The organism is Halomonas organivorans (genome assembly GCF_014192055.1).
GTDB classification, from domain to species: domain Bacteria; phylum Pseudomonadota; class Gammaproteobacteria; order Pseudomonadales; family Halomonadaceae; genus Halomonas; species Halomonas organivorans.
Genome location: NZ_JACHXM010000004.1, coordinates 74,849 through 97,589, shown reverse-complemented (window position 1 = coordinate 97,589; position 22,741 = coordinate 74,849). Strand labels below are relative to the sequence as shown.

General features: G+C 67.5%; 18 protein-coding genes. 8 read left to right on the top strand and 10 right to left on the bottom strand.

What is annotated here, in order from left to right; all coding sequences use genetic code 11:
* Positions 1-74 precede the first annotated feature (74 nt).
* From FHR96_RS06155 to FHR96_RS06130, 6 genes are all read right to left on the bottom strand, one after another.
* Positions 75-986, bottom strand: a complete 912-nt coding sequence (locus tag FHR96_RS06155) for a flagellin N-terminal helical domain-containing protein (RefSeq protein ID WP_183386779.1) — start codon at positions 984-986, stop codon at positions 75-77.
* Between the two features lie 140 nt (positions 987-1,126).
* Positions 1,127-2,020: a flagellin N-terminal helical domain-containing protein gene (locus tag FHR96_RS06150; RefSeq protein WP_183386778.1), complete on the bottom strand. Its 894-nt coding sequence runs from the start codon at positions 2,018-2,020 to the stop codon at positions 1,127-1,129.
* A gap of 269 nt (positions 2,021-2,289) precedes the next feature.
* Positions 2,290-3,657 (bottom strand): flagellar filament capping protein FliD, encoded by a 1,368-nt coding sequence (gene fliD, locus FHR96_RS06145; RefSeq protein ID WP_183386777.1) that lies wholly within the window; start codon positions 3,655-3,657, stop codon positions 2,290-2,292.
* Between the two features lie 359 nt (positions 3,658-4,016).
* Positions 4,017-4,697 (bottom strand): RES family NAD+ phosphorylase, encoded by a 681-nt coding sequence (locus FHR96_RS06140; RefSeq protein ID WP_221195723.1) that lies wholly within the window; start codon positions 4,695-4,697, stop codon positions 4,017-4,019.
* Positions 4,698-4,700: 3 nt separating this feature from the next.
* Entirely contained in the window at positions 4,701-5,102 is a 402-nt protein-coding gene (locus tag FHR96_RS06135) for an MbcA/ParS/Xre antitoxin family protein (protein ID WP_183386776.1), read from the bottom strand.
* 209 nt (positions 5,103-5,311) lie between these two features.
* On the bottom strand, positions 5,312-7,183 hold the full coding sequence (locus FHR96_RS06130) for a methyl-accepting chemotaxis protein (RefSeq protein WP_343066342.1): 1,872 nt from the start codon (positions 7,181-7,183) through the stop codon (positions 5,312-5,314).
* 209 nt (positions 7,184-7,392) lie between these two features.
* On the opposite strand from FHR96_RS06130, the gene ftsZ reads away from it, so the two are divergent.
* A complete protein-coding gene (ftsZ, locus tag FHR96_RS06125; protein WP_183386775.1) occupies positions 7,393-8,505 on the top strand; it encodes a cell division protein FtsZ in 1,113 nt (370 codons plus the stop codon).
* Here the strand turns inward: ftsZ and FHR96_RS06120 are convergent.
* From FHR96_RS06120 to FHR96_RS06110, 3 genes are all read right to left on the bottom strand, one after another.
* Entirely contained in the window at positions 8,502-10,973 is a 2,472-nt protein-coding gene (locus FHR96_RS06120; protein ID WP_246392818.1) for an EAL domain-containing protein, read from the bottom strand. The genes ftsZ and FHR96_RS06120 overlap by 4 nt on opposite strands.
* Before the next feature lie 125 nt (positions 10,974-11,098).
* A complete protein-coding gene (locus FHR96_RS06115; protein WP_343066341.1) occupies positions 11,099-12,868 on the bottom strand; it encodes an EAL domain-containing protein in 1,770 nt (589 codons plus the stop codon).
* A gap of 10 nt (positions 12,869-12,878) precedes the next feature.
* The gene (locus FHR96_RS06110) at positions 12,879-14,522 is read right to left on the bottom strand and encodes a methyl-accepting chemotaxis protein (protein ID WP_183386773.1); all 1,644 of its coding nucleotides are present in this window, start codon (positions 14,520-14,522) and stop codon (positions 12,879-12,881) included.
* A 231-nt stretch (positions 14,523-14,753) separates the two neighbouring features.
* Here FHR96_RS06110 and FHR96_RS06105 point away from each other — a divergent pair, with 231 nt between their 5' ends.
* The gene (locus tag FHR96_RS06105; RefSeq protein ID WP_183386772.1) at positions 14,754-15,113 is read left to right on the top strand and encodes a flagellar protein FlaG; all 360 of its coding nucleotides are present in this window, start codon (positions 14,754-14,756) and stop codon (positions 15,111-15,113) included.
* A 241-nt stretch (positions 15,114-15,354) separates the two neighbouring features.
* Here the strand turns inward: FHR96_RS06105 and fliE are convergent, their stop codons facing one another.
* On the bottom strand, positions 15,355-15,684 hold the full coding sequence (gene fliE / locus FHR96_RS06100; RefSeq protein WP_183386771.1) for a flagellar hook-basal body complex protein FliE: 330 nt from the start codon (positions 15,682-15,684) through the stop codon (positions 15,355-15,357).
* 248 nt (positions 15,685-15,932) lie between these two features.
* Between fliE and fliF the strand changes: the two genes are divergently transcribed.
* Genes fliF through FHR96_RS06070 form a run of 6 tightly spaced genes read left to right on the top strand, consistent with a single transcriptional unit; the run spans position 15,933 to position 22,715 of the window.
* Positions 15,933-17,705 (top strand): flagellar basal-body MS-ring/collar protein FliF, encoded by a 1,773-nt coding sequence (gene fliF / locus FHR96_RS06095; RefSeq protein ID WP_183386770.1) that lies wholly within the window; start codon positions 15,933-15,935, stop codon positions 17,703-17,705.
* Positions 17,695-18,696, top strand: coding sequence for a flagellar motor switch protein FliG (gene fliG, locus FHR96_RS06090; RefSeq protein ID WP_183386769.1), 1,002 nt, complete (start codon positions 17,695-17,697; stop codon positions 18,694-18,696). Before fliF ends, fliG begins: the two co-directional genes overlap by 11 nt.
* Positions 18,689-19,459 carry a flagellar assembly protein FliH gene (fliH, locus tag FHR96_RS06085; RefSeq protein WP_246392816.1) on the top strand — a complete coding sequence of 257 codons (771 nt, stop codon included), beginning with the start codon at positions 18,689-18,691 and terminating at the stop codon, positions 19,457-19,459. The genes fliG and fliH overlap by 8 nt, the downstream gene beginning before the upstream one ends.
* A 1-nt stretch (position 19,460) precedes the next feature.
* Complete coding sequence (fliI, locus tag FHR96_RS06080) at positions 19,461-20,855, top strand: flagellar protein export ATPase FliI (protein WP_221195722.1); 1,395 nt, start codon at positions 19,461-19,463, stop codon at positions 20,853-20,855.
* Positions 20,852-21,307: a flagellar export protein FliJ gene (gene fliJ / locus FHR96_RS06075; RefSeq protein WP_183386768.1), complete on the top strand. Its 456-nt coding sequence runs from the start codon at positions 20,852-20,854 to the stop codon at positions 21,305-21,307. Before fliI ends, fliJ begins: the two co-directional genes overlap by 4 nt.
* A gap of 19 nt (positions 21,308-21,326) precedes the next feature.
* Complete coding sequence (locus tag FHR96_RS06070) at positions 21,327-22,715, top strand: flagellar hook-length control protein FliK (protein ID WP_183386767.1); 1,389 nt, start codon at positions 21,327-21,329, stop codon at positions 22,713-22,715.
* Positions 22,716-22,741 lie beyond the last annotated feature (26 nt).

The window sequence follows — 22,741 nt, the reverse complement described above, 5'->3', positions numbered from 1 at the left end:
CCCGGCTACCGGCAAGCACCAAAAAACCCGGGCCTTAGCCCGGGTTATCTTCACTTTGCAGCGGCTGTCGTGGGTTAGCCCAACAGAGAGAGCACGCTCTGCGGCGTCTGGTTGGCCTGGGCCAGCATGGAGGTACCCGCCTGCTGGAGGATATTGGCCCGCGTCATGTTCGACACCTCCTCCGCGTAATCGGCATCCTCGATCCGCGACCGCGCCTCGGTCAGGTTGGTCGAGGTGGTCTCGATATTATCGAGGGCCGTCTCAAAGCGGTTCTGCATGGCACCCAGGTTGCTGCGGGCTTCATCAACAGCAGACAACCGGTTATCGATAATGCCCAACGCACTTCCAGTCAGCACATCAAAACCACTTGCAGTCACTGCGCGAGCGCCTCCGTCACCTGCAGCAACTAGAGAACCGGTAGCGACATCAGCCACATCACCTGAAATATTCCACCCACCTGCAGCGGTGAGCGATGCAGCGTCTGCAACATTTGACGCTGCAATAGTGATATCAATGGTTTCTCCATCGTTAGCACCCACTTGGATTGAGAAACCAGTGGTGCCAGTACCATCGGAAAACAGGTCACGACCGTTAAACTGCGTCTGCGTCGTCACACGATCAATCTCAGCCAGTCGCTGGTTGACTTCTTCCTGAATGGAGTCAATGTCCTGAGACGTATTAGTATCGTTCTGGGCCTGAACGGTCAGCTCGCGGACACGCTGCAGGTTATCATTGATCTGATCCAGAGCACCCTCGGCGGTCTGGGCCAGGGAGATGCCATCGTTGGCGTTTCTCGCCGCCTGGTTCAGACCAGTGACGGTGCTGGTCATGCGGTTGGCGATGGCCTGGCCGGCGGCATCGTCGGCGGCGCTGTTGATACGCAGGCCGGAAGAGAGACGCTCCTGGGCTTGCTGCAGGGAGCTTTGAGCACTGCTCAGGTTATTCTGACCGATCAGGGCCGTGATATTGGTATTGATAACTGACATGTCAATCTCCGAAAAAAGAAGTGTCTGACGATCTATCTAGAGTAACGGCGGACAACGACGAATCTTTAGGGTGGCATTGTCATCCAGCGTGAAGCAGCTGTCGACGGAGAAGCTTCACGCCATTCTGCCGGCTACTACTATTAACCCAGCAGCGACAGAACGCTCTGCGGCGTCTGGTTGGCCTGCGCCAGCATGGAAGTACCCGCCTGCTGGAGGATATTGGCTCGCGTCATGTTCGACACTTCTTCCGCATAATCGGCATCCTCTATGCGAGAACGAGCTTCTTGAAGGTTGGTAGTAGTAGTCTCGATGTTATCCAGAGCCGTCTCGAAGCGATTCTGCATTGCACCCAGATTGCTGCGGGCCTCATCGACATTACCGATATGATTATCCAGAATAGCGAGGGCATCTGTTTCAAGTACGTCGAACCCGAAGGTGGACTCTGAACGTGCTTCTCCTCCAACAGTCTGACCCGATACGTCGACTCCGGTGCTAGTGTGCATGTTCCACCCGCCGCTGGTAGTGCTTGTGCCGTCACCAGCCGAATCAGCAATGGAAATACTAATAGCTTCACCGTCGTTGGCACCGACCTGGATGCTAAACGATGTGCCGGCACCATCACCGAAGAGCGAGCGACCATTAAACTCGGTCTGGTCAGTCACTCGATTGATTTCAGCCAGGCGCTGATTTACTTCTTCCTGGATAGAGTCGATATCCTGAGCCGTATTGGTATCGTTCTGAGCCTGGACGGTCAGCTCGCGAACGCGCTGCAGGTTATCGTTGACCTGATTCAAGGCCCCCTCGGCGGTCTGCGCCAGGGAGATACCATCGTTGGCGTTGCGAGCCGCCTGGTTCAGCCCTGTGACGGTGCTGGTCATGCGGTTGGCGATGGCCTGGCCGGCGGCATCGTCGGCGGCGCTGTTGATGCGCAGGCCGGAAGAGAGGCGCTCCTGAGCCTTCTGCAGAGCGGACTGCGAGTTGCTCAGGTTGTTCTGCCCAATCAGGGCCGTGATGTTGGTATTGATCACAGACATGGGATCGTTCCTTCTGGGTTGAGGGCTCCATCGGCCACCCCGCCCGCTCGGCGGGGCCTGCCACCACGGCGCCAGAGGCCGTTATGATGTTTAACGGCCGGCAGGCGCTTGACTTTAGGCCTTGATGGCAATTTCTCTTCCGCAGAGTGGGGAAAGGCGGCACATATGCCATGCCCTCTCTTTGAAGGGGTCATGACCGCATCAGCCTGGGGCGCCGTCAACGACGCCCCAGGCTGATGCCGAGAGGAGTAGGGTGAAGGGGCGCTACATCAGCCCTGGTTGGACTGACTGCTGAGGGTAGACAACTGCTGCGTCAGGTAGGCGCTGGTAGCGTTCATCTGCGCCACCATGCTGTCGAGCTGGCTGAACTGATTGCGATAGCGCTCGACGGTACGCTCAACGCTTTCTTCGGTGCGGGTGTAGCGCTCATCGAGGCGGCTGACCTGGGCCTCCGCGCCACTGATAGCGCTCTCGATGCTGCCGTCATCGCCCAGCATCTGGCCAAGCGCCTCATCCAGGCGACCCGCCATGCCCCCTTCCTCGCTGGCGCCGGCGAAGAACTCGCTCACTGCCTCGGGATTCTCGGCCAGGGCCTCGTCCAGCTTGCTTTCATCCAACTCCAGGCGCCCGTCGGCCTGCAGGGAGATCCCCAGCTGCGACATCATGGTGAAATCGCCGCCGCTCACGGGGTCGACCAAGGCACGGCTCAGGCTCGACTCGGCGTTGCGCACCGTACGGTCACCGACCAGTTCACCGGCTGTCGAAGCATCGCCGGTGGCTTCGGTCATGCGGCCTACGGTGGACTTGAGCTTGTTGTAGGTATCGACGAAGGCGGTCACCGCCTCCTTGACCGACGCATCGTCCTGCTCCACCACCAGACTCAAGGTTTCACCGGACGACGACGGGTCCAGCTCGAGCGTCACCCCCTGGATGGCGCCTTCCACACTATTGGTGGCACTGGTGATGGCAATACCGTTGATATCGAGCTCAGCGTCGAGGCCCTCCTGGTACGTAGCGGAATCCTCTCCCAGGGTCACCCCACCCGCCAGGTTGGTGAAGGACATGCTGGCGACCCCGGCGTCTGCCCCACTCTCACGAGAGCTGAGCACGAGGCGGTGGCCGGTACCATCGTTGATGATCGAGGCATCCACACCAATATCCGGATCATCGTTGATGGCGTCGCGAATATCCTCGAGGGTGGCATTTTCCGCCAGATCGATGCTGGTGCTGGTACTGCCATCGCCAAACGTGAGATCCAGGGTGGCATTGGCGCCGGTCAAGGGTGCTTCCAGGTCGCTCACCCGAGTGCTGGCCAGGCTGCCGGCGCGGGCAGTCTGGTCCACGGTGATTTCATAACGCCCGGCACTCGCCTCCTCGCTGGTGGTCGCCGTCATGCCCTCTCCCAGCACGGTGGCGGAAAGTCCATGATAGAGCGAGTCGTCATTGAGGCTAGTGACGGTATCGCGAAACTCGCTCAGGCCCGACTGCAATCGGCCAAACGCCGAGATCTTGGCCTGCTCCTCCGTCTTCTGGGAGGTGATCGGCTCGAGCTTCTGCCGTTCGGCTGAACGCAGCTGGTCGAGCAGACCGCTGAGATCGAGGCCGGAACCAACGCCAAGTGAAGAAATACTTGCCATGAACTTGCCCCTCCATGAGCGACTGAACGATTCTGCCAAGGCTTATCGGCCGCTAGATGGAAAACTTTAACAAAAATCTCTCGTCTCAGCCTTGGGCCTTACCGCAGGCCAAGCCTCTTCCGGCCGCCGACGGCCACCCCGCCATGACTCGCCATCCTTCAGCCCCAGCCGGGGGAAAACGTACTGGCACAGCGCCGCATCTGCTCTTTGCTGGGCAATGGCCTTCCACACTGCCCGGCAGTTCCACTCTAACGGCGTATGTCAGACTCGACGCGCTGAACTCCCTTGGCCGGCTGGCTTTATTCTTGCTCTCAGCCCACTGAGATCGCCATCTCCAGAACGGCAGGACTATCCGCCTCTTATCGGTGCTCGGACACTTCCAGCACATGGCTGATCGCCTGCTGCCGGCCATCCCATAGATAGCGGAGATGTGGGCCCTGCACCGGAAGGCTGAGCGCGGGTGGCCGAAAGACAGCGGCGCACTCATGACCGGGATCGCGAACGCTCCGGTAGAGCAGCCCGAAAGCGTCAGCTTGCCGGCGTCTTACGGCGAAGGCCTGCGCTTCGCCGTAACGAGCGGGATCGGGGTCATGCAACGCATCATGGCCCTGCCGGATATCCTCCAGCTCCCGGATGATGGTGTTGATGTAGCTCCGCATGGTGATCTCGACGGTGCCCTCTCGCGTGGCCTGCAGGAACTCGGACAGGTGGAAGCGCGTCTCGGCGATGGCCGTATCCAGGCGGCTGGCGCAGTAGTAGACCCCGAAAGTGCCATCGCTGAATCGTGACCGCCTGCCGATATGGGTAAAGGCAGCCATGATCGGCGTCGAACCGGGCCCCGAGACCCGGTCGGTCCGTGGCACTCGGGCCAGCTCGCCGGCCTCCTCCAGCAGTCTGTCGTTGGTCATCCCCTCGATGGCGAAGGCGAGCTCCAGGTCCTCGGGATCGAGGGTATCCTCGAACACGTCGATCGGGGGAAAGGCGCTGTTGATGACGCGATAGGCGTTGCCCCAGGCGGGCAGGATGCTCGGCAATCGCAAGGATCATCCCCTGACGGCATCGAGGTACCGACGCGTATCGGCCAGATCCACCACTCGCCCCTGGAGCATGTACGACAGGGCCGACTGGCCATTGAAAGGCGCCGCATCATTGGGCTTGTGAACCCATTCGTAGGCCTTCTCCGGGCTGTTGCTGAACAGTATCCGCAGCGCCTTGTGTATGCCCATCAGGTAGGAAATTCGCTCCATGGTGTCGCGGGGCAAGCGCACCTCGGGCAGCTTGCGATACTTGTGGTAGGTGGTATTGCCGATGCCGCCCAGCAGGGTGCGCTGCTGAGCCACGGAGCACCCCCAGGCCTGCATGATGTTGAAGAAGAACTTGAGCGCGACGCGCCCTGCTTCCGGGGTATTGGTCGCAGGGCGCTCCTGAGCCTGTGCCGCCGTCATGGCCGTTTCTCCGCTGTCGAACCGGGTGTTCATATACGAATTATAAATCACTTTCTATCCCGATGCGTTGTTTCGCATCGTCCACATGCCGGTCATCTCACTGGCGAGTCAGACCGAGACACCCCCATCACGATGAAGCCCGGCACATGGCCGGGCTCCGTCGATGAGGTCATCGCCTGGGGATGAGGTCACTGCCTGGGCAAGACGCCTCAGGCAAACTCCGCCTCGCGGCTCGGCAGCGCGGCACGCGCCTGGGTTCCGCCCAGGGCCGCGGTGTCGCGCTGGCTGAGGGTGAAGCCGCCCACGGCCTCGGCCAGTCGGTCGGCCTGGTCCTTGAGCTGCTCGGCGGCGGTGGTCGACTCTTCCACCAGCGCGGCGTTCTGCTGGGTCATGCGGTCGAGCTCGGAGACCGCCACGTTGACCTGGCCGATGCCGTCGCTCTGTTCGCCGGTGGCGGCGGTGATCTCGCCCAGCACGTCGGCCACCCGGGTCACGCTGGCCACCAGTTCCTCCATGGTCTCGCCGGCCGCGCGCACCTGGGCCGCACCCTCCTCGGTGCGGGTCGCCGAGGTGTCGATCAGTGCCTTGATCTGCTTGGCCGCCTCGGCGCTGCGGCTGGCCAGCTGGCGCACCTCGCCGGCCACCACCGCGAAGCCGCGGCCCTGCTCGCCGGCTCGAGCCGCTTCCACCGAGGCGTTGAGCGCCAGCAGGTTGGTCTGGAAGGCGATGCTGTCCATCATGGTGACGATCTCGGCGATCTGCCGCGAGGACTCGGTGATGCCGTCCATGGTCTTCACCACCTGGCCTACCGCCTCGCCGCCGCGACGCGCCACCGCGCTGGCCGACTCCGCCAGGCCGTTGGCCTGCCGCGAGGAGTCCGCGGTGTGCTCCACGGTGCTGGTGATTTCCTCCATGGAAGCGGAGGTCTGCTGCAGGCTGGAGGCGGCGTTCTCGGTGCGCCGCGACAGGTCCTGGCCACCCTGGGCGATCTCGGTGGCGGCCACGTGCACCGATTCGCTGCTGTCGCGGATGGTCAGCATCACCGACTCCATGCGCGAGACGAAGCGGTTGAAGGCGTTGGCCAGCTGCGTGACCTCGTCGTTGCCGTCCTCGGGCAGGCGGCGGGTCAGGTCGGCCTGGCCGCTGGCCACGCTTTCCATGGCGTCGCGAGTGGCCAGCAGCCGGCGGAAGGCGACCTTGAGCAGCGCCCCCAGGATCACCGCAGCGCCCAGCGCCACCAGCACCAGGGTGATCGCCGAGGCGCTCATCACGCCGCGCAGGCCGGCGGTAGCCTCATGCTCGTCGAGCGCCGCCACCAGCTGCCAGTCGGTGCCGTCGATGGTATTGCCGAGCAGCAGCTTGTCGGCACCGTCCAGGGACACGCGCTCCGGGTTCTCGGCGGCGGCCAGGCCGGCCAGCGTATCGCTGGACAGCGCCGGCGACAGGGCGCCGACCGGTTCGAGGCTCAACGCGGGATCGGGATGGGCGACCAGGGTGCCGTCGGCGGCGGCCAGGAAGGCCAGACTCGAGGGCGTGGGGGCGATCTGCTCGACGATCCCGACGATAGCGTCGATGGCCACGTCACCGCCGGCCACGGCCACCAGGTCGCCGTTGCGGTAGAAGGGCGCCGCGAAGGTCACCACCAGCTTGTCCGAGGTCGCATCTTCGTAGGGGGCGGTCACCACGACGTGGCCGGCATCTACCGCCTGGCGATACCAGGGGCGCTCGCGGGGGTCATAGCCTTCCGGCGTCTCGCTGGCCGAGAACACGACGCCGCCCTCGGTATCGGCAAGGTAGGTGTTCATGAAGTCGCCGGAGACGCGCAGCTGCTCCAGGGCCGGCAGCGGGGTATCGCTGGTGGCGACGGCGTCCAGGGCCTCGAGCATGCCGCTACGGGCATCGACCCACTCCTCGATGGCCTGGGCATTGCCATGGGCCACGGCCTGTAGGTTCTGGTCGATCTGGTCGTCGTTGTGGGAACGAACGGTGAGGTAGCTGGCCGCGCCGTTGATGATCAACGCCACGGCGATCACCACCAGGGTGGCAATCAGGATTCGCAGTCGCAGGGAGGTCAGCATCATTACTCTCGCGGGTGGGGAGTTTATTCTCTGCCGGCCCCCGGGTGCCAGGCACCGGCTGACTCCCCTATCGGCACGGCGTTCGGAAACTTGAACCACGCCAAGGCGTTGCCATCGACGACAGAGGGTCGAGACGGCTTTCAAGAAGGGCGCCGTTTGGCCGATGATGGGGAAGGACAGGACTCCCCTTCACCGATCCCATGACAGGACGCATGAGCGACCCACAGCTTCTTCAGGAATATCCCGCCGCCCTCAAGGTGGTTGGCGTCGGTGGCGGCGGCGGCAACGCCATCCGCCACCTGCTCGAGACCACGACCCTGGACGGCATCGATGCCGTCGCCGTGAACACCGACCGCCAGGCCCTCGATGCCCTGCCCCAGGGCGTGGCGCTGCCGATCGGCGGCACCGTCACCCGCGGCCTTGGGGCCGGGGCCGATCCCGAGGCCGGACGCCGGGCCGCCGAGGAGAGCCGCGAAGCCCTGCGCGCCCGGCTGGCCGGCGCCGACTTGATGTTCCTGATGGCCGGCATGGGGGGCGGCACCGGCAGCGGCGCCACCCTGGAAGTCGCCGACCTGGCCCGCGAGATGGACATCCTGACCGTGGCCGTGGTGACACGCCCCTTCGGCTTCGAGGGAGCACGACGCCGCCAGGCCGCCCAGGCCGCCATCGAGACCCTGGATGGCCGGGTGGACTGCCTGGTGGTGGTGCCCAACGACCGCCTGCTGCCGACGCTCGGCGCCGGCGCCTCGATGATGCGGGCCTTCGCCGCGGTCAACGACGTGCTGCGTGAAGCCGTGATTGGCATCGCCGACGTCATCACCCGGCCGGGCATGATCAACATCGACTTCGCCGACGTGGCCGCGGTGATGCGACGCCCCGGGCGGGCGCGCATCGGCACCGGCGAGGGTATGGGAGAGGACCGCGCCGCCCAGGCGGTGCAGGCGGCGGTGGAGCATCCGCTGCTGGAGGCCACCGACCTGGCCGAGGCGGCAGGCGTGCTGGTCAGCATCACCGCCGGGGCGGACCTGAGCCTGGCCGACTTCGACGAGGTCGGTCGCCAGGTGGCCGCCTTCGCCGACGAGGACGCCATGCTGGTGGTCGGTACCGCCCTGGATCCTGCGCTGGAGGGCCAACTGAGGGTCTCGATCGTCGCCACCGGCCTGGAGGTCGCCAAGGGCAGCGAGAAGACACGCCCCGCGCCCGCCAGCCAGGCCCCTGGCGCGCCGCCTCGTGCGGATACCGAGACACCGGCTCGCCCCGGGGCCGAAGCACCGGCCGACGAGCTTCTGGATCTAGGAGACTTCCTGAATCGCCTCAAGCGCTAGCGCGGCGGGCGAACCAGGTAGCATTCTCGGAAAGTGTCCGCCGCTACTGGCCTACCGGTGAGGAAGCCCTGGATCAGGGAAACGTGATAGGCCTTGAGCGCCTCGAGCTGGACTTCGGTTTCCACGCCCTCAGCCACCACCCGCAGACCAAGCTCACGGGCCAGCCCGGTCACGGCGGCGAGGATGGCGACGCTGCCCCGGGATTGCCCGAGCCCGCGAATGAAGCTGCGGTCGATCTTGATGGTGGTGACCGGCAGTTCCTGGAGATAGCTCAGCGAGGAGTAGCCGGTGCCGAAGTCGTCGATGGCGATATAGCAGCCGAGTTCGCGCAGCGCCTCCAGGGTGGCGGCGGCCCGCTGGTGCCGGTCGATCAGGGTGCTCTCGGTGAGCTCGAAGCCGATCTGGCCCGGCGGCAGGTCGAAGTCGGCATAGAGTCGACGCACCTCGTCCACCAGGTCTTGCTGCCAGAACTGTCGCGCCGAGAGGTTGATCGCCACCGGGGGCGGCGCCAGCCCGGCCTTCCGCCATGCCCGTAGCTGGCCGGCCACCAGTGTCATCAGGCGGCGGCCCAGCGGCAGGATAAGCCCGGAGCGCTCGGCCAAGGGGATGAAATCGCCCGGCGAGACGACGCCCAGCTCGGGGCTGGTCCAGCGCAGCAGCGCCTCGGCACCGCGCACCTCGCCGCTGTCGCGGTCGATCAGTGGCTGATAGTGGACCGCGAGCCCCTCGCCGGTCTCGGCGGTGTTGCGCAACGCGGTTTCCAGCGCCAGGTCACGATGGTCCCGGGCATGCATGTCGGCACGATAGAGCCGGTAGGTATTCCGCCCTTCTTCCTTGGCGCGATACATGGCGGCATCCGCCCGCTGTACCAGCACCTCGGGCTCGTCGCCGTCGTCCGGATAGACGCTGATACCCAGGCTGCAGCCGACCCGGATGCGGCGCCCGCCCAGGTCGAAGGTCGCGCTCGCCGCATCGATCAGGCGACGCGCCACCCGGGTCACCTCGTCGATCTCGACCACCTCGGGCAGCAGGGCGATGAACTCATCGCCCCCTAGCCGGGCCAGGGTGTCATCCTCGCGCAGGTGATGGACCAGGCGCTCGGTGAGCTTGACCAGCAGCTCGTCGCCCAGCGCGTGCCCCAGGGAGTCGTTGACCTGCTTGAAATGGTCCAGGTCGAGGAACAGCACCGCCAGGCGACGCTCCTGACGGTGGGCATGCCGAATGGCGAGCGCCAGCCGGTCGTCGAGCAGGCGCCGATTGGGCAGGCCGGTCAGCGGGTCATAGTAGGCAAGATGGCGTACCCGCTCTTCGTTCTCGCGGATGTGGGTGATATCGGTGAACAGCGCCGCATAGTGGCTGACCTCGCCCTGATCGTCGTGAATCGCCGAGATGGTCAGCAGCTCCAGGTAGAGTTCGCCGCTCTTGCGGCGGTTCCAGATCTCGCCGCGCCAGAAGCCGCTCTCTTGAAGCGTCTGCCACATGTCGCGATAGAAGGCGGCATCGTGGCGGCCGGAGGACAGCAGCGCCGGCGTATGCCCCACCACTTCCTCGAGGCCATAGCCGGTCATGTGGGTGAAGGCAGGATTGACGAATTCGATGCGGGTCTGGGGGTCGGTGATGATGATGCCCTCCAGGGAGGCATCGATGACCCTTTCGGCCAGCTGCAGGCTCTCCCGCGACTGGGCCAGGGCCTGGTCGCGGGCCTCGAGCGCCTCGCGAAGATCCCGTAGATAGCCGTGCTCGGCGCCGGCCAGGATGTCCCGGAAGCCCAGCAGGCCGGTGACCGTGCCGGCCTCATCGGTGACCGCCAGGTGGCGCACGCCCTGGCTGACCAGCACCTCGCGAGCGCGGATCAGCGGTTCATCGGCACCGATGGTCAACAGCGGCCGGCTGGCCAGTTCGCCGACGCTCGCAGCGCCGGGGTGATGGGCGACGAAACGCACCAGGTCACGCTCGGTGAGGATGCCAAGCCCCTTGGTATCGTCCTCCACCACGGCGGCGTCGGCACCGGCACCGCGCATTCGCCGGGCCGCCTCGGCCAGGCCAAGCGCCCCCGGCAGCAGCAGCGGCGAACGCTGCATGGCGGCCCGCACCTCGCGCAAGCGCAGATAGGGCTCGAGACCCTGGTTCAGTGCCACGTCGCTCTGCGACACCATGCCCAGGGAACCGCCCTGGCCATCCACCACCAGCAGGTGGCGACAGCCCAGCGCGGCGAAGCGCATGGCCGCCTCGCCCACCGAGGCCTGGCGATCGATCATCGCCACCGGCCGACTCATGGCCTCGGCGATCGGTCGACGCGCCGCGGCCGGGTCATCGAAGTCGAGCGCCAGGCTGTCGTGCTCGGTCCAGATGCCGAGCGGGCGGCCCTCCTCGACGACCAGAATGGCCCCGCATCGCCGCCGCCCCATGCGTGCGGCGGCGTCGCACAGCGGCGTGTCCGGACCACAGCTCAGCAGCCCGGTCCGCATGATGCGCTCAATGGGAAGGTCGTGGGGGTCGTGAAACTGATCCGAGTCCATCCATGCACCGTCTCAGGGTAAAACAGCCCACTCTAATATCCAGCACCGCCAGGCAGGAAGCACCGACCGGCCACCTACTGACGCCGATCAATGAACAGGCTGTTGCCTGCCTGGCGCTTGGCCTGCCCCTTCAGCTCGGCCAGCACGTTGGCGATATCCATGGCCGTGCGCCCGGCCCCGGGCGCGACCGCGTGATAGGCCAGCGACAGCGTCATCAGGGGGACGAACATCGCCTCGCCCTGGCGATCGCGCCCCGAGAAGCCACCGGCCAGGCGATCCACCTCAGAGTAGAAGCTGGGAATGAAACGGGCGAAGCGCGCCAGGATCGCCTCGCAGCGACGCCGAGCCCGAGCCTCCGGAAGCACCAGCATGAAGTCGTCGCCCCCCACGTGACCGACGAAGCCATCGTCGCCGCACTCCTCCTCCAGCATGCGCCCCAGGGCCAGGATCACCTGATCGCCCCGGGCATAGCCGTAGGCATCGTTGTAGGCCTTGAAATGGTCCAGGTCAGCGTAGACCGCAACGAAAGGATCGCCCTGGGCCAGGCGAGCGGCCAGGGTATCGTTGATCACCTGGTTGCCCGGCAGGCCGGTGAGGGGATTGGCCTGGCGGGCGCTGCGCACCTGCAGGGCGGTGATCTCGCGCAGCAGGTCGATGACCTGCCCCATGCCCCGGTAGCGCCCCGCGTCGTCGACGATAACGAAGTCGTCGCGACTTCCCTTGGGCGAACCGGTAATGCGCTGGCTGAGCGTCTCCAGGGGCATGGATGCCTCGGCCACCAGCATGCGCCGGTCCATCAACGAGTCGATCGCCCGACGGGCATGCAGCGCATGGCTGAACGGGTTGGTGAACACGCCCAGGAACTGGTGCTGGCGCACCAGCCCCACCGGCCGATGCTGGTCATCCAGCACCGCCAGGCAACGCAGCTCAGGCTCGCAGCGGAAGCGCTCCACCACCTCGGGCACCAGGGTGCCCTGCATCACCGGCGCCAGGTGACGACACAGCATGGAAGCCTGAGTGCCGAAGCTGCCGGACATCGCCGGCGGCACCGGCACGGGCGGCTCGAGGCTACGCGGCGGGTCCGCGGCCGGGCGGGCGAAAAGGTAGCCCTGCATCAGGGTACAGTTCATGCTCCACAGGCAGCGCTGCTCGCCGGCGGTCTCGATGCCCTCGGCGATGACTCGACAGCCGAGGCTCCTCGACACCTCGAGCAGCGAGCCCAGGAACTGCCCCTTGCCCGGGTCGCGGTCGATATCCTGCACGAAATGGCGATCCATCTTGACGAAGTCGGGCCGCAGCTCGGCCCAATGGCGCAGGCTGGAGTAGCCGGCCCCCAGGTCGTCGAGCGCCACCTGGAAGCCCATGCGCCGGTAATGGTCCACCGCCTGGCGCATCAGCGCATAGTCGTGGATCGGCAGATGCTCGGTGAGCTCGATCACCACCCGCTCCGGCGACAGCCCCACGCCGTCCAGGAAGGTGCGAGTCAAGCCCTCCCGAAAGTCTTGCTCCAGCAGCGAGGTCGGCATGACATTGAGGAACAGCCGCCCCGGCAGCCCCAGCCGGGCGAATGCCTCGATGGCCAGGCGCCGACACAGCAGGTCAAGCTCCACCAGGCGGCCGGTGTGCCGGGCGGTATCGAACAGCGTCAGCGGCGAGTGCAGCGGGGAATCCGAGGGGCCGCGGGCCAGCGCCTCGTAGCCGAAGATGCCCTGGCAGCCGGCATCGACGATCGGCTGGAACAGCGGCGTGATGCGCGCTTCGTCCAGGATGCGTGCCAGCTCGCGCGCCTCGTGATCGATCATGACGTCGGCCTCCCGGCGAGGCGCGACAGTGGCGTCAGGCATATCACGCACCTCAGGCGGGCAGGGCCTCGAGCGCCCGGACATCGTCGTCCTCTCGAGCATCGGGCGACTCGGCCGGCGCCGCCTCGGGCGCCGTCCGATCGGCCAGGGCGAAACGCGCGGTGAACATGCGCATGCGTTCGGCCTCTTCCTCCAGCGCCGCCGCCGTGTGGTTGGCTCGCTCCACCATGGCGGTATTGCGCTGGGTCACGCTGCCCATCTGGTGCATGGCCTGATTGACCTGTTCGAGGCCGCGGTGCTGCTCGTCGGAGGCGTGGGCGATCTGATCGATCCGCTCGCCCACCCCCTGAATGGCGGCGACGATGGCGGCCATGTCGTCGCTGGCGCGCCGTGACAGGCCGTTGCCGCGTTCCACGCTGGCCCGCGAGGCCTCGATCAGCTCGCGGATCTCCCGGGCCGCCTGGGCGCTGCGGCCGGCCAGGGAGCGCACCTCGCCGGCCACCACCGCGAAGCCGCGGCCGTGCTCGCCGGCCCGCGCCGCCTCCACCGAGGCGTTGAGCGCCAGCAGGTTGGTCTGGAAGGCGATGTCGTCGATCAGGCCGACGATCTCGCCGATGCGGCCGGAGCGCTGGTGGATCTCGCCCATGGTATCGACGAAGGCCGTGACCACCTCACTGCCCTGTCGGGCCTTGCCGGTGGCCTGGTCGGCCAGTTCGTTGGCCTCGCGAACATGGCCGCTGTTGTCGGCCACCGAGGCCGTCATCTCGTCGAGGCTGGAGGCGGTCTGCTCCAGGGAGGCCGCCTGCTGCTGAGTGCGTGCCGCCAGTTCCTGGTTGCCCTCACTCATGATGGCGGCGCTGTCGCGCACCCGGTCGCTGCCGTCGCGCACCCGCTCCACGGTGGCCGCCAGCGCCTCGCGCATGCCCTCGAGCTCGCGATAGAGCTGGCCGATCTCGTTACTCCCCCGCGAGGTGACCGGCGTCCCCAGGTCGCCGTCGGCAATGCGCCGAAAGTGCTCGATGATGTGCGCCAGCGGCCCGAGCACGTTGGCCCGCACGCCCCAGATCACCACCAGCACGATCGCCAGCGCCCCGGCCAGGGCCGCCACCAGGGCCAGATTGAGCCAGCCGGCCACGGCCGAGAAGCGCTCGGCCAGGCCATCGCTGCGCTCGACGGAGGTGGCGAAGAAGGCGTCGGCGCTGTCCATGAAGTCCTGGCTCATGCCACTGACGCGGGACTTGCCGGAGTCGTAGCCTCCCGCATCGCCCTCCTCGAGCAGCATCAGCTGCAGCGAAAGCCCCGTGCTGAAGAGCGATTGAAAGCGCGACACCAAGGCATCCAGCGCCTCCTGCTGGGCTGGCGCGACGGGAATGGCCTGGAAGCGTTCGAAGGCCGCCTTGGCCTCGGCCATGTCGGCCTGGGCCTGCTCGATGATCGGCCCGGGGCGATCGAAGGAAGGCACCCGCACCAGGTGGGCGGCGCGGTCCATGGCCACCTGGGCCCGAAGCGTCGCGATATAGGCCTGGTTGAGCGCCCGGGACTGCGCCACCTGGACCTCGCGCAGGCTCTCGAAGGCGCTACGCCCATGATGATTGGCATAGAGGCCCAGGGCACCGGTACCGAGGATGATCGCGCCGAAGGCGACCAGCACCAGGAACCAGCTGAGCCGGATGGTCATTCGATCGAGAAGCCGCATGGGGAAGTCCTGTCGCTGATGAAAGACAAACGCCGGGCGTCAGGGCGGCGTTATATCAGCGTTTTATGACATTCCGGTGGCAGGCGGCGCGGCACGAACGCCATGCACACGGTAACAACGCCATACGACAGCGGAGGGAAAAGAGACGACAAGCGGTCATTCAAGACGCTGCGAAGGCGGCCGATATCCCGTCCCGAGACGGACCTTCATGAGAACAACAGGAAAACGCCCATGAGTACTTCCGTGAACGAGATCGGCACCGGCCAAGCGACATCGCTCTCCGACGGCCTCTCACCGCAGCGACGCGTGGAAGAGATGCTGTCCACCTGGCTGCCCGGTAGCGCGGACCAGGCAAGCCGCGACGTGCCGCCGCAGCATGGCGAACTGATCGCTCCCGTCCAGAAGATCAACGAGGTCATGCGTCCCTACGGCGTGCAGTTCGAACTCGACGAGGCCACCACGCGCATGGTGACCCGACTGGTGGATCGCCAGACCGGCGAGCTGATCCGCCAGATCCCCGCCGAGGAGGTACTGCGCATCGCCGAGCACCTGGAGGAGCTGCAGGGCCGGCTGATCAACCTGGAGGCGTGATAGAGGCATTGTCGGAAAAGTTGGCGAACGAAGGCCAGGGCTAGCCCCGTTCCCGACGGGCCAACGCACTGCCCACTTCCGTGCGGGTCGCCAGGCAAAAATCAGCGAAAAGCCGGACCGGGCTCGCGAGCGAGTTTACGGGGTGTAAATGAGGACTTTGACGGGGACGCCGAGTTCGGGCTCGCGAACGAGCTGATGTTTAACGCCGTATAGCCGAGCGCAGACGCTTTTCGAACATTGCCTAGACCTGCATGTTCATCACGTCCTTATAGGCCGTCACCAGGCGGTTGCGCACCTGGATACCCATCTCGGACGCTACGCTGGCCTTCTGCATGTCGACCATGACGTCGTCGAGTTCGACGCCGGGCTCGCCGGACTGGAAGGCGCGCATGCTGTCCCCGGCCTGGAGCTTGAGATCGTTGATGCGCTGGATGGAAGCCTGCAGCTCGCCGGCAAAGCCGCCGTTGCCCACGGCCGTGTCGACCCGCTGGCCACTGGCGGCATCGCCGCCGGCCTGGGTGGCCAGCGACTGCATCTGCGCCAGTGCCGACGCGAGGGCGGGAGAGCTCATCGAACACCTCTGCAACAATAAGGATAAGGATGGCTGCCAAGGCTAGCAGCGCCGCCACACCGGCCATGCGGCCAATTGCCGAGCAAAAAACCGGCTTTTCTCACCTTTGGCGTGACAGCCCCTGCGGATAATGTCCGTCATCACAGTTCCGCCCTGGCCTCGGGGCGGCGAACCGCGATTGACGGGAAGCAGTCGATGCCTTCTTCTAGTTCCGCGGCCCCCGGCGTAGCAGCCGCCGGGAGGCTCGCATGAGCAGTGGCGCCTCCGCCACCGGCAACCCAAGGGCCCAGTCGTTCTCCTTGTCGCAGCTGACCCAGCAACTGCGCGGCAGCCCCCTGATCGCCCTGCTGATCGTCGGCGCCGCCGTGATCGCCGTGGCGGTCGCGCTGCTGCTGTGGGCGCGCAGCCCCGACTACCGAGTGCTCTACAGCAACCTCAGCGAGGCCGACGGCGGGAGCATCATCGGCGAGCTGGACAGCCGCAACGTGCCCTACCGCTTCAGCCAGGGCGGGCAGGCCCTGCTGGTGCCCGCCGAACAGGTCCACACCCTGCGCCTGCAGCTGGCGGCACAGGGCCTGCCCGAGGGCGGCAACGTCGGCCTGGAGCTGATGGAGAACCAGGCCTTCGGGATCAGCCAGTTCGCCGAACAGGTCAACTACCAGCGCGGCCTCGAGGGCGAGCTGGCCCGCTCCATGGAATCGCTGGGGCCGGTCGCCGGGGCTCGCGTCCACCTGGCGCTGGCCAAGGACTCGGTGTTCGTGCGCCGTCGCGAGCCGGCCAAGGCCTCGGTGGTGCTGACCCTGCACCCCGGCCGCACCCTCGGCGAAGGGCAGGTCAACGCCATCGTGCACATGGTCTCGAGCAGCGTGCCCGACCTGCCCGCCGAGGCGGTCACCGTGGTCGACCAGGGCGGACGCTTGCTCTCCACCCCCGACGGCGGCGGCATGGGCCTCGACGGCACCCAGCTGGACTACGTCGCCGAGGTGGAGCGCGCCTACCGGCGGCGCATCGAGACCATCCTGGCGCCGATTCTCGGCCGCCGGAACATCGAGGCCCAGGTCACCGCCGAACTCGACTTCTCCCAGCGCGAGGAAACCTCGGAGAGCTACGGCCCCAACCAGCCGCCCAACGAGGCGGCGGTGCGCAGCCGTCAGACCAGCCTCGACCTCAACGGCGCCGGCGACCTGGCCAGCGGCATCCCCGGCGCGCTGAGCAATACCCCGCCCGGCACGGCGCCCTCCCCGATCGACGCAGGCACCGGCGACGCGGCCCAGGGACAGGATGCGCAGGGCCAGAACACCCAGACGCAGGACACCGCGGGCGACGGCGCCGCGACCAATGCCGACCGGCGGATGAGCCGCGACGACGTGATCAACTACGAGGTCGACCGCCAGGTATCGCACGTCCAGCACCGCCGCGGGCGCGTGGAACGCCTCTCGGCGGCCGTGGTGGTCAACTACCGCGAGGCCCTCGACGAAGCGACCGGCGAGCTCGCGCCCACGCCGCTCGATGACGAGGAGATGGCCCAGATCGAGCGCCTGGTACGCCAGGCCATGGGCTTCTCCGAGGCCCGCGGCGACCAGGTGGCGGTGGTCAACAGCCCCTTCGCCAAGGACGACGCGACGGCCAACGAGCCGGACTGGTGGCAGCGTCCGGACGTTCAGCAGCTCGCCTTCACCCTGGGCCGCTACCTGCTGGTGGGCATCGCCTTGCTGCTGCTCTACCTGCTGATCCTGCGGCCCTTCATCCGTCGCTACACCGAACGGCCGCTGCCGGCCGCCGCGCCACCGGCCCCGGGCTTCCAGGCCCGAGTCGGCGATGACGACGACGAACGTGACGACGTCGACGGAGAGGCCGGGGGCGACGGCGAAGCGGAGGACGGCGAAGGCTCTCCGCGGCGTCGCAAGCGCCGGGCGACCGCCTACGAACAGAACCTCAACGACCTGCGGGAAATGGCCCAGGAGGATCCACGCATGGTGGCCATGATCGTCCGCGGCTGGATGAGCAAACATGACGAGTAAAGCGATGACCGGCCTGCGGCGCAGTGCCATCCTGCTGCTGGCGCTGGACGAGGACAGCGCCGCCGAGGTCTTCAAGCACATGTCGGCCAAGGAGGTGCAGCAGCTGAGCATCGAGATGGCCACGATGACCCAGGTCTCCCACGAGGAGATGCGCCAGGTGCTGCAGGACTTCAACACCGAGACCGAAGAGTTCATCGCGCTGAACCTCAACTCCAGCGAGCACATCCGCTCGGTGCTGACCAAGGCGTTGGGCAGCGAGCGTGCCTCGAGCCTGATCGAGGACGTCATGGAGACCTCGGGCACCAGCTCGGGCATCGACGCCCTCAACCTGATGGAAGCCTCGATGGTGGCCGAGCTGATCCGCGACGAGCATCCGCAGATCATCGCCACCATCCTGATCCACCTCGAGCGCCACCAGGCCGCCGACGTGCTGGAGATGTTCGACGACAAGCTGCGCAACGACGTGGTGCTGCGTATCGCCACCTTCAGCGGCGTGCAGCCGGCGGCGCTGCAGGAGCTCACCGAGGTGCTGACCAGCATGCTCGACGGTCAGAATCTCAAGCGCAGCAAGATGGGCGGCGCGCGCACCGCGGCCGAGATCCTCAACCTGATGAACAGCCACCAGGAAGAGGCCGCCATCGAGACGGTGCGCTCGCACAGCGAGGACCTGGCCCAGAAGATCATCGACGAGATGTTCCTGTTCGAGAACATGATCGACCTCGACGACCGCAGCATCCAGCTGGTGCTCAAGGAGATCGACACCAACTCGCTGGTGGTGGCCCTCAAGGGCTCCCACGAGGCGCTCATGGACAAGTTCCTGCGCAACATGTCCCAGCGCGCCGCCGACCTGCTGCGCGAGGACATGGACGCCCGCGGGCCGATCCGCGTCTCCCAGGTGGAGGCCGAGCAGAAGGCGATCCTGCAGGTGGTGCGCCGCCTGGCCGACGCCGGCGAGGTGGTGCTGAGCGGCGGAGACGACACCTATGTCTGATCCCGGCGCCATGTCTGATCCCGATGCCAAGCACCACACCGGTGCCGACAAGCCCTGGCGTCGCTGGCGCATGGGCGAGCTGCGCACGCCCGAGCGGCGCGACGAGCCCGACGCACCGCCCGCGCCCGAGGAAGCCGCCAAGCAGGCTCGCCAGCAGGAGGCACGCCGTCAGCAGCAAGCCCTCGAGGCGCTGCGCCAGCAGGCCCATCGCGAGGCCTATGAGCAGGGCCTGCGCGAAGGCCGCGAGGATGGCCACGCCGAGGGGCTGGCCCAGGGGCTCGAGGAGGGCCGCCGCCAGGCTCGGGAGGAGCTCGAGCAGCGTACCGAGGAGACCCTGGCGCCGCTGGTGCCACTGGCCCGGCACTTCGACGAGGCGCTGGAAAGCCTCGACGAGGCCGTGGCCGAAGACCTGGTCGAACTGGCCCTGGCCACCGGTCGCCAGCTCGCCGGCGAAGCCCTCAAGGCGCGCCCGCGCCAGGTGCTGGAGCTGATTCGCGCCCTGCTGCACAGCGAGCCTCCGCTGATCGGCCAGCAGCGCCTGTGGCTGCATCCCCTCGATCATCGCCTGGTCACCAAGCACCTCGGCGAGGAGCTGGAGGCCGCCGGCTGGCAGCTGCAGCCCGACGACCAGCTGACCCGCGGTGGCTGCCGAGTGACCAGCGCCCGAGGCGAGCTGGACGCGACCTGGGAGACCCGCTGGCAGGCGATCCAGGATCAGGTGCGGCGGCGCCAGCCGCCAACGTCTTCCACCGACGAGGACTGAGATGACCGACGGCATGCTCACCAATCGTCACCAGGCCGGCTGGCAGCGTGCCCTGCAGGGCGTGCGCCGCCGTATCGAGCCGCTGCCGGTCAGCCGTGCCAGCGGCCGGGTAGTGCGCGCTACCGGCCTGGTGATCGAGGTGGTGGGCCTGCAGGTGGCGCTCGGCAACGCTTGCCGCATCGAACTGCCCGATGACCAGGGTCGACCGGGGCAGCGCTTCGCCGAGGCCGAAGTGGTCGGCTTCGACGGCGAACGGCTGTTCCTGATGCCGCTGGCCGAGATCAGCGGCCTGCGCCCCGGCGCCCGGGTCTTGCCGCTGGGCGACGGTGCCGGCGATGCCGCCCGTCGCTTTCCGCTCGGCGAGCGCCTGCTGGGGCGCGTGGTCGATGGCAACGGCACTCCGCTGGACGACCAGGGCCCGCTGGACGAGGCGCCCCGGGCGCCGCTGGCCACGCCGCCGCTCAATCCGCTGTCCCGGGCGCCCATCGACACCCAGATCGATGTCGGCATTCGCGCCATCAACGCCCTGCTCAGCGTCGGCCGCGGCCAGCGCATGGGGCTGTTCGCCGGCTCGGGCGTCGGCAAGTCAGTGCTGCTCGGCATGATGGCGCGCTATACCCGGGCCGACGTCATCGTGGTGGGACTGATCGGCGAGCGTGGCCGCGAGGTCCAGGACTTCATCGACAACATCCTCGGCGCCGAGGGCCGGCGCCGCGCCGTGGTGGTGGCGGCGCCGGCCGACACCTCGCCGCTGCAGCGCCTGCAGGGCGCCGCCTACGCCACCCGGCTGGCCGAGGGCTTCCGCGATCAGGGCAAGAACGTGCTGCTGATCATGGACTCGCTGACCCGCTACGCCATGGCCCAGCGCGAGATCGCCCTGGCCATCGGCGAGCCGCCGGCCACCAAGGGCTATCCGCCCTCGGTGTTCGCCAAGCTGCCGGGCCTGGTGGAACGCGCCGGCAACGCCGAGCGCGGCGGCGGCTCGATCACCGCCTTCTACACTGTGCTCACCGAGGGCGACGATCAGCAGGACCCGATCGCCGACTCGGCACGCGCCATTCTCGACGGGCACGTGGTGCTGTCGCGCACCCTGGCCGAGGCCGGCCACTATCCGGCCATCGACATCGAGGCCTCGATCAGCCGCGCGATGACCGCCATCGTCGATGCCCCCCAACTCGATCAGGCTCGCCGCTTCAAGAGCCTGTTCTCGCGCTATCAGCGCAACCGCGACCTGATCAGCGTGGGCGCCTACCACCCGGGCCACGATCCTCACCTCGACGAGGCGGTGAATCGTTACCCGGCCCTGGAAGGCTTCCTGCAACAAGGCATCGGAGAGTGCGCCGACCTCGATGCCTCGCGCCAGGCACTCGTCGGCGCCCTTGGAGGCAAGTCATGAGCCGCACCGCACTGGACAACCTCACCGAGCTGGCCCGCGAGGCCCGCGACCTGGCCGGCCAGAGACTCGCCGGCGATCGCCGCAGCGTCGACCAGATCGTCGCCCAGCTGGAGTCCCTGCAGCGCTACCGGGCGGAATACGCCGCCCAGCTACAGGTAGCGCTGCGCGAAGGCATCGATCCGGCCAGCATGCACAACTACCAGCGCTTCCTGGCCTCGCTGGACGACGCCCTGGTGCGCGCCCGCCAGGCCCTGGAGGAGCAGCACCGCCGCGTGGCCCACAGCCAGCGCCACTGGCAGCAGGAGCAGCGCCGCCTGAGCTCCTACGACACGCTCGCCGAGCGCCGGGCCGACGCCCAGCGGCGAGCCGAACAGCGTCGCGAACAGCGCGACACCGACGAGCTGGTGACCCAGCGCTGGCTGCGCCGGAACACCGTGCCGAGCGGCTACTAGGACAGCGAGGAAAAGGCTCATGGATATTCAGCAGATACTCGCCGCGACGTCTTCCCAGGCCTCGGCATCGAAGGGCGCGAAAGAGGGAGCCGCCGGCGTCCTCACCGGCGCCGACTTCGCCAAGGCGCTGGCCTCGCTGTCGCCGGCGGCCGGTGCCGAGGCGGTCCAGGGCACGCCGACCGAGGCTGCCCCACAGGCGTCGCTCGAGGCCCTGCGGCGTGCCGTCACGGCCCTGGAAGACAGTGGCCAGGCCATCCCCGACGAGCTGCAGGCCCTGCTGTCACGGGCCGACGACAGCGAAGCGCTAGCGCAGCGACTCCAGGCACTGCTGTCCTCCGCCGCCGGGGAGAACACGCTGCCGGAGGGGCTCCAGGACCTGCTATCCGGGGCGTCCGGCGTGTCGCTGTCGCAGGCCCACCCGGCCATGGACAGCGGCGACGAGACCGCGTCCCCCGAGATGGCGGCCGAGCTGCAGGGGGTCATGCAGCGCCTGGCGCTGATCCAGGGCGCGGGTCAGCCGCTGTCCGGGAACCGTGGCGCGCCAACGGCGACGACCCTGCCGGCCTCGGCCGCAGCGCTCGCGCCCTCCTCACTCTCGCTCCGGGATCTCGCCACCGCCCAGCAGGGCGGGCAGGCGGCGGCCAATGCCCCCGCCACCGGGACCAGCAATCCGCTGCTCCAGGCGGCCCAGGCACGCGCCGACGCGCCCGCCATCACGGCGGCCGCGCTGGCCAGTGCCGAGGCCACCCAACAGGCCAGCGGCGGCCAAGGCAACGCGACAGCGACGTCCACGACCTCGCCGCAGGCCTCACCGCAAGCCCTGCTGGAGGCCCTCGCGGCACGCCGCGAGCCCCAGGGTGGCAGCGGCCAGGGTCATCCGCCCCCCATGGCCGGCCCGCTGGGCAGCAGTCACCAGGCAGCCTCGATGACGCCCCCCGGCAATGCCAGCGCCCCCGCCACGCCGCAGCAGGCAACACTGAGCGCCCCGGTCGACAGCCCGGCCTGGCCCCGACAGCTGGGCCAGCAGCTGATTCGCTTCGGTCGCGGCGGCGGCGAACAGCACATCGAGATGAAGCTGCACCCTGCCGAGCTGGGGCCGCTGTCGGTCACGCTCAAGATCGGCGACCAGGGCGCCCAGGCGCACTTCCTCTCGGCCCATGCCCAGGTTCGCCAGACCCTCGAGCAGGCGCTTCCCCAGCTGCGTGAAGCCCTGGCCGAACAAGGCATCGCCCTTGGCGAGACCTCGGTAGGCGAGCAGCGGCAGGGCGACGCCGACGGCCAGTCATTCGCCGGCACCGGCGGCTCGAGCAGCGGCGAGGACGACGAGACTGCGTTGGCGCCCCAGGTCAGCGAGTCGGCCAGAGGCCGGGACATCCCGCTCGACGGCCGGGTCGATCTCTACGCTTAGCAGTGGCCGGATTTGATCGATCGGGC

Coding starts and splice junctions, on each gene's coding strand:
- fliF (WP_183386770.1), top strand. CDS start 15,933: ATGAGCAGTGGCGCCTCCGCCACCGGCAACCCAAGGGCCCAGTCGTTC.
- FHR96_RS06110 (WP_183386773.1), bottom strand. CDS start 14,522: ATGCGGCTTCTCGATCGAATGACCATCCGGCTCAGCTGGTTCCTGGTG.
- FHR96_RS06070 (WP_183386767.1), top strand. CDS start 21,327: ATGGATATTCAGCAGATACTCGCCGCGACGTCTTCCCAGGCCTCGGCA.
- FHR96_RS06155 (WP_183386779.1), bottom strand. CDS start 986: ATGTCAGTTATCAATACCAATATCACGGCCCTGATCGGTCAGAATAAC.
- fliH (WP_246392816.1), top strand. CDS start 18,689: ATGTCTGATCCCGGCGCCATGTCTGATCCCGATGCCAAGCACCACACC.
- fliE (WP_183386771.1), bottom strand. CDS start 15,684: ATGAGCTCTCCCGCCCTCGCGTCGGCACTGGCGCAGATGCAGTCGCTG.
- ftsZ (WP_183386775.1), top strand. CDS start 7,393: ATGAGCGACCCACAGCTTCTTCAGGAATATCCCGCCGCCCTCAAGGTG.
- FHR96_RS06150 (WP_183386778.1), bottom strand. CDS start 2,020: ATGTCTGTGATCAATACCAACATCACGGCCCTGATTGGGCAGAACAAC.
- FHR96_RS06135 (WP_183386776.1), bottom strand. CDS start 5,102: ATGACGGCGGCACAGGCTCAGGAGCGCCCTGCGACCAATACCCCGGAA.
- FHR96_RS06105 (WP_183386772.1), top strand. CDS start 14,754: ATGAGTACTTCCGTGAACGAGATCGGCACCGGCCAAGCGACATCGCTC.
- FHR96_RS06115 (WP_343066341.1), bottom strand. CDS start 12,868: ATGCCTGACGCCACTGTCGCGCCTCGCCGGGAGGCCGACGTCATGATC.
- FHR96_RS06120 (WP_246392818.1), bottom strand. CDS start 10,973: ATGCGGACCGGGCTGCTGAGCTGTGGTCCGGACACGCCGCTGTGCGAC.
- fliG (WP_183386769.1), top strand. CDS start 17,695: ATGACGAGTAAAGCGATGACCGGCCTGCGGCGCAGTGCCATCCTGCTG.
- FHR96_RS06130 (WP_343066342.1), bottom strand. CDS start 7,183: ATGATGCTGACCTCCCTGCGACTGCGAATCCTGATTGCCACCCTGGTG.
- fliJ (WP_183386768.1), top strand. CDS start 20,852: ATGAGCCGCACCGCACTGGACAACCTCACCGAGCTGGCCCGCGAGGCC.
- fliI (WP_221195722.1), top strand. CDS start 19,461: ATGACCGACGGCATGCTCACCAATCGTCACCAGGCCGGCTGGCAGCGT.
- fliD (WP_183386777.1), bottom strand. CDS start 3,657: ATGGCAAGTATTTCTTCACTTGGCGTTGGTTCCGGCCTCGATCTCAGC.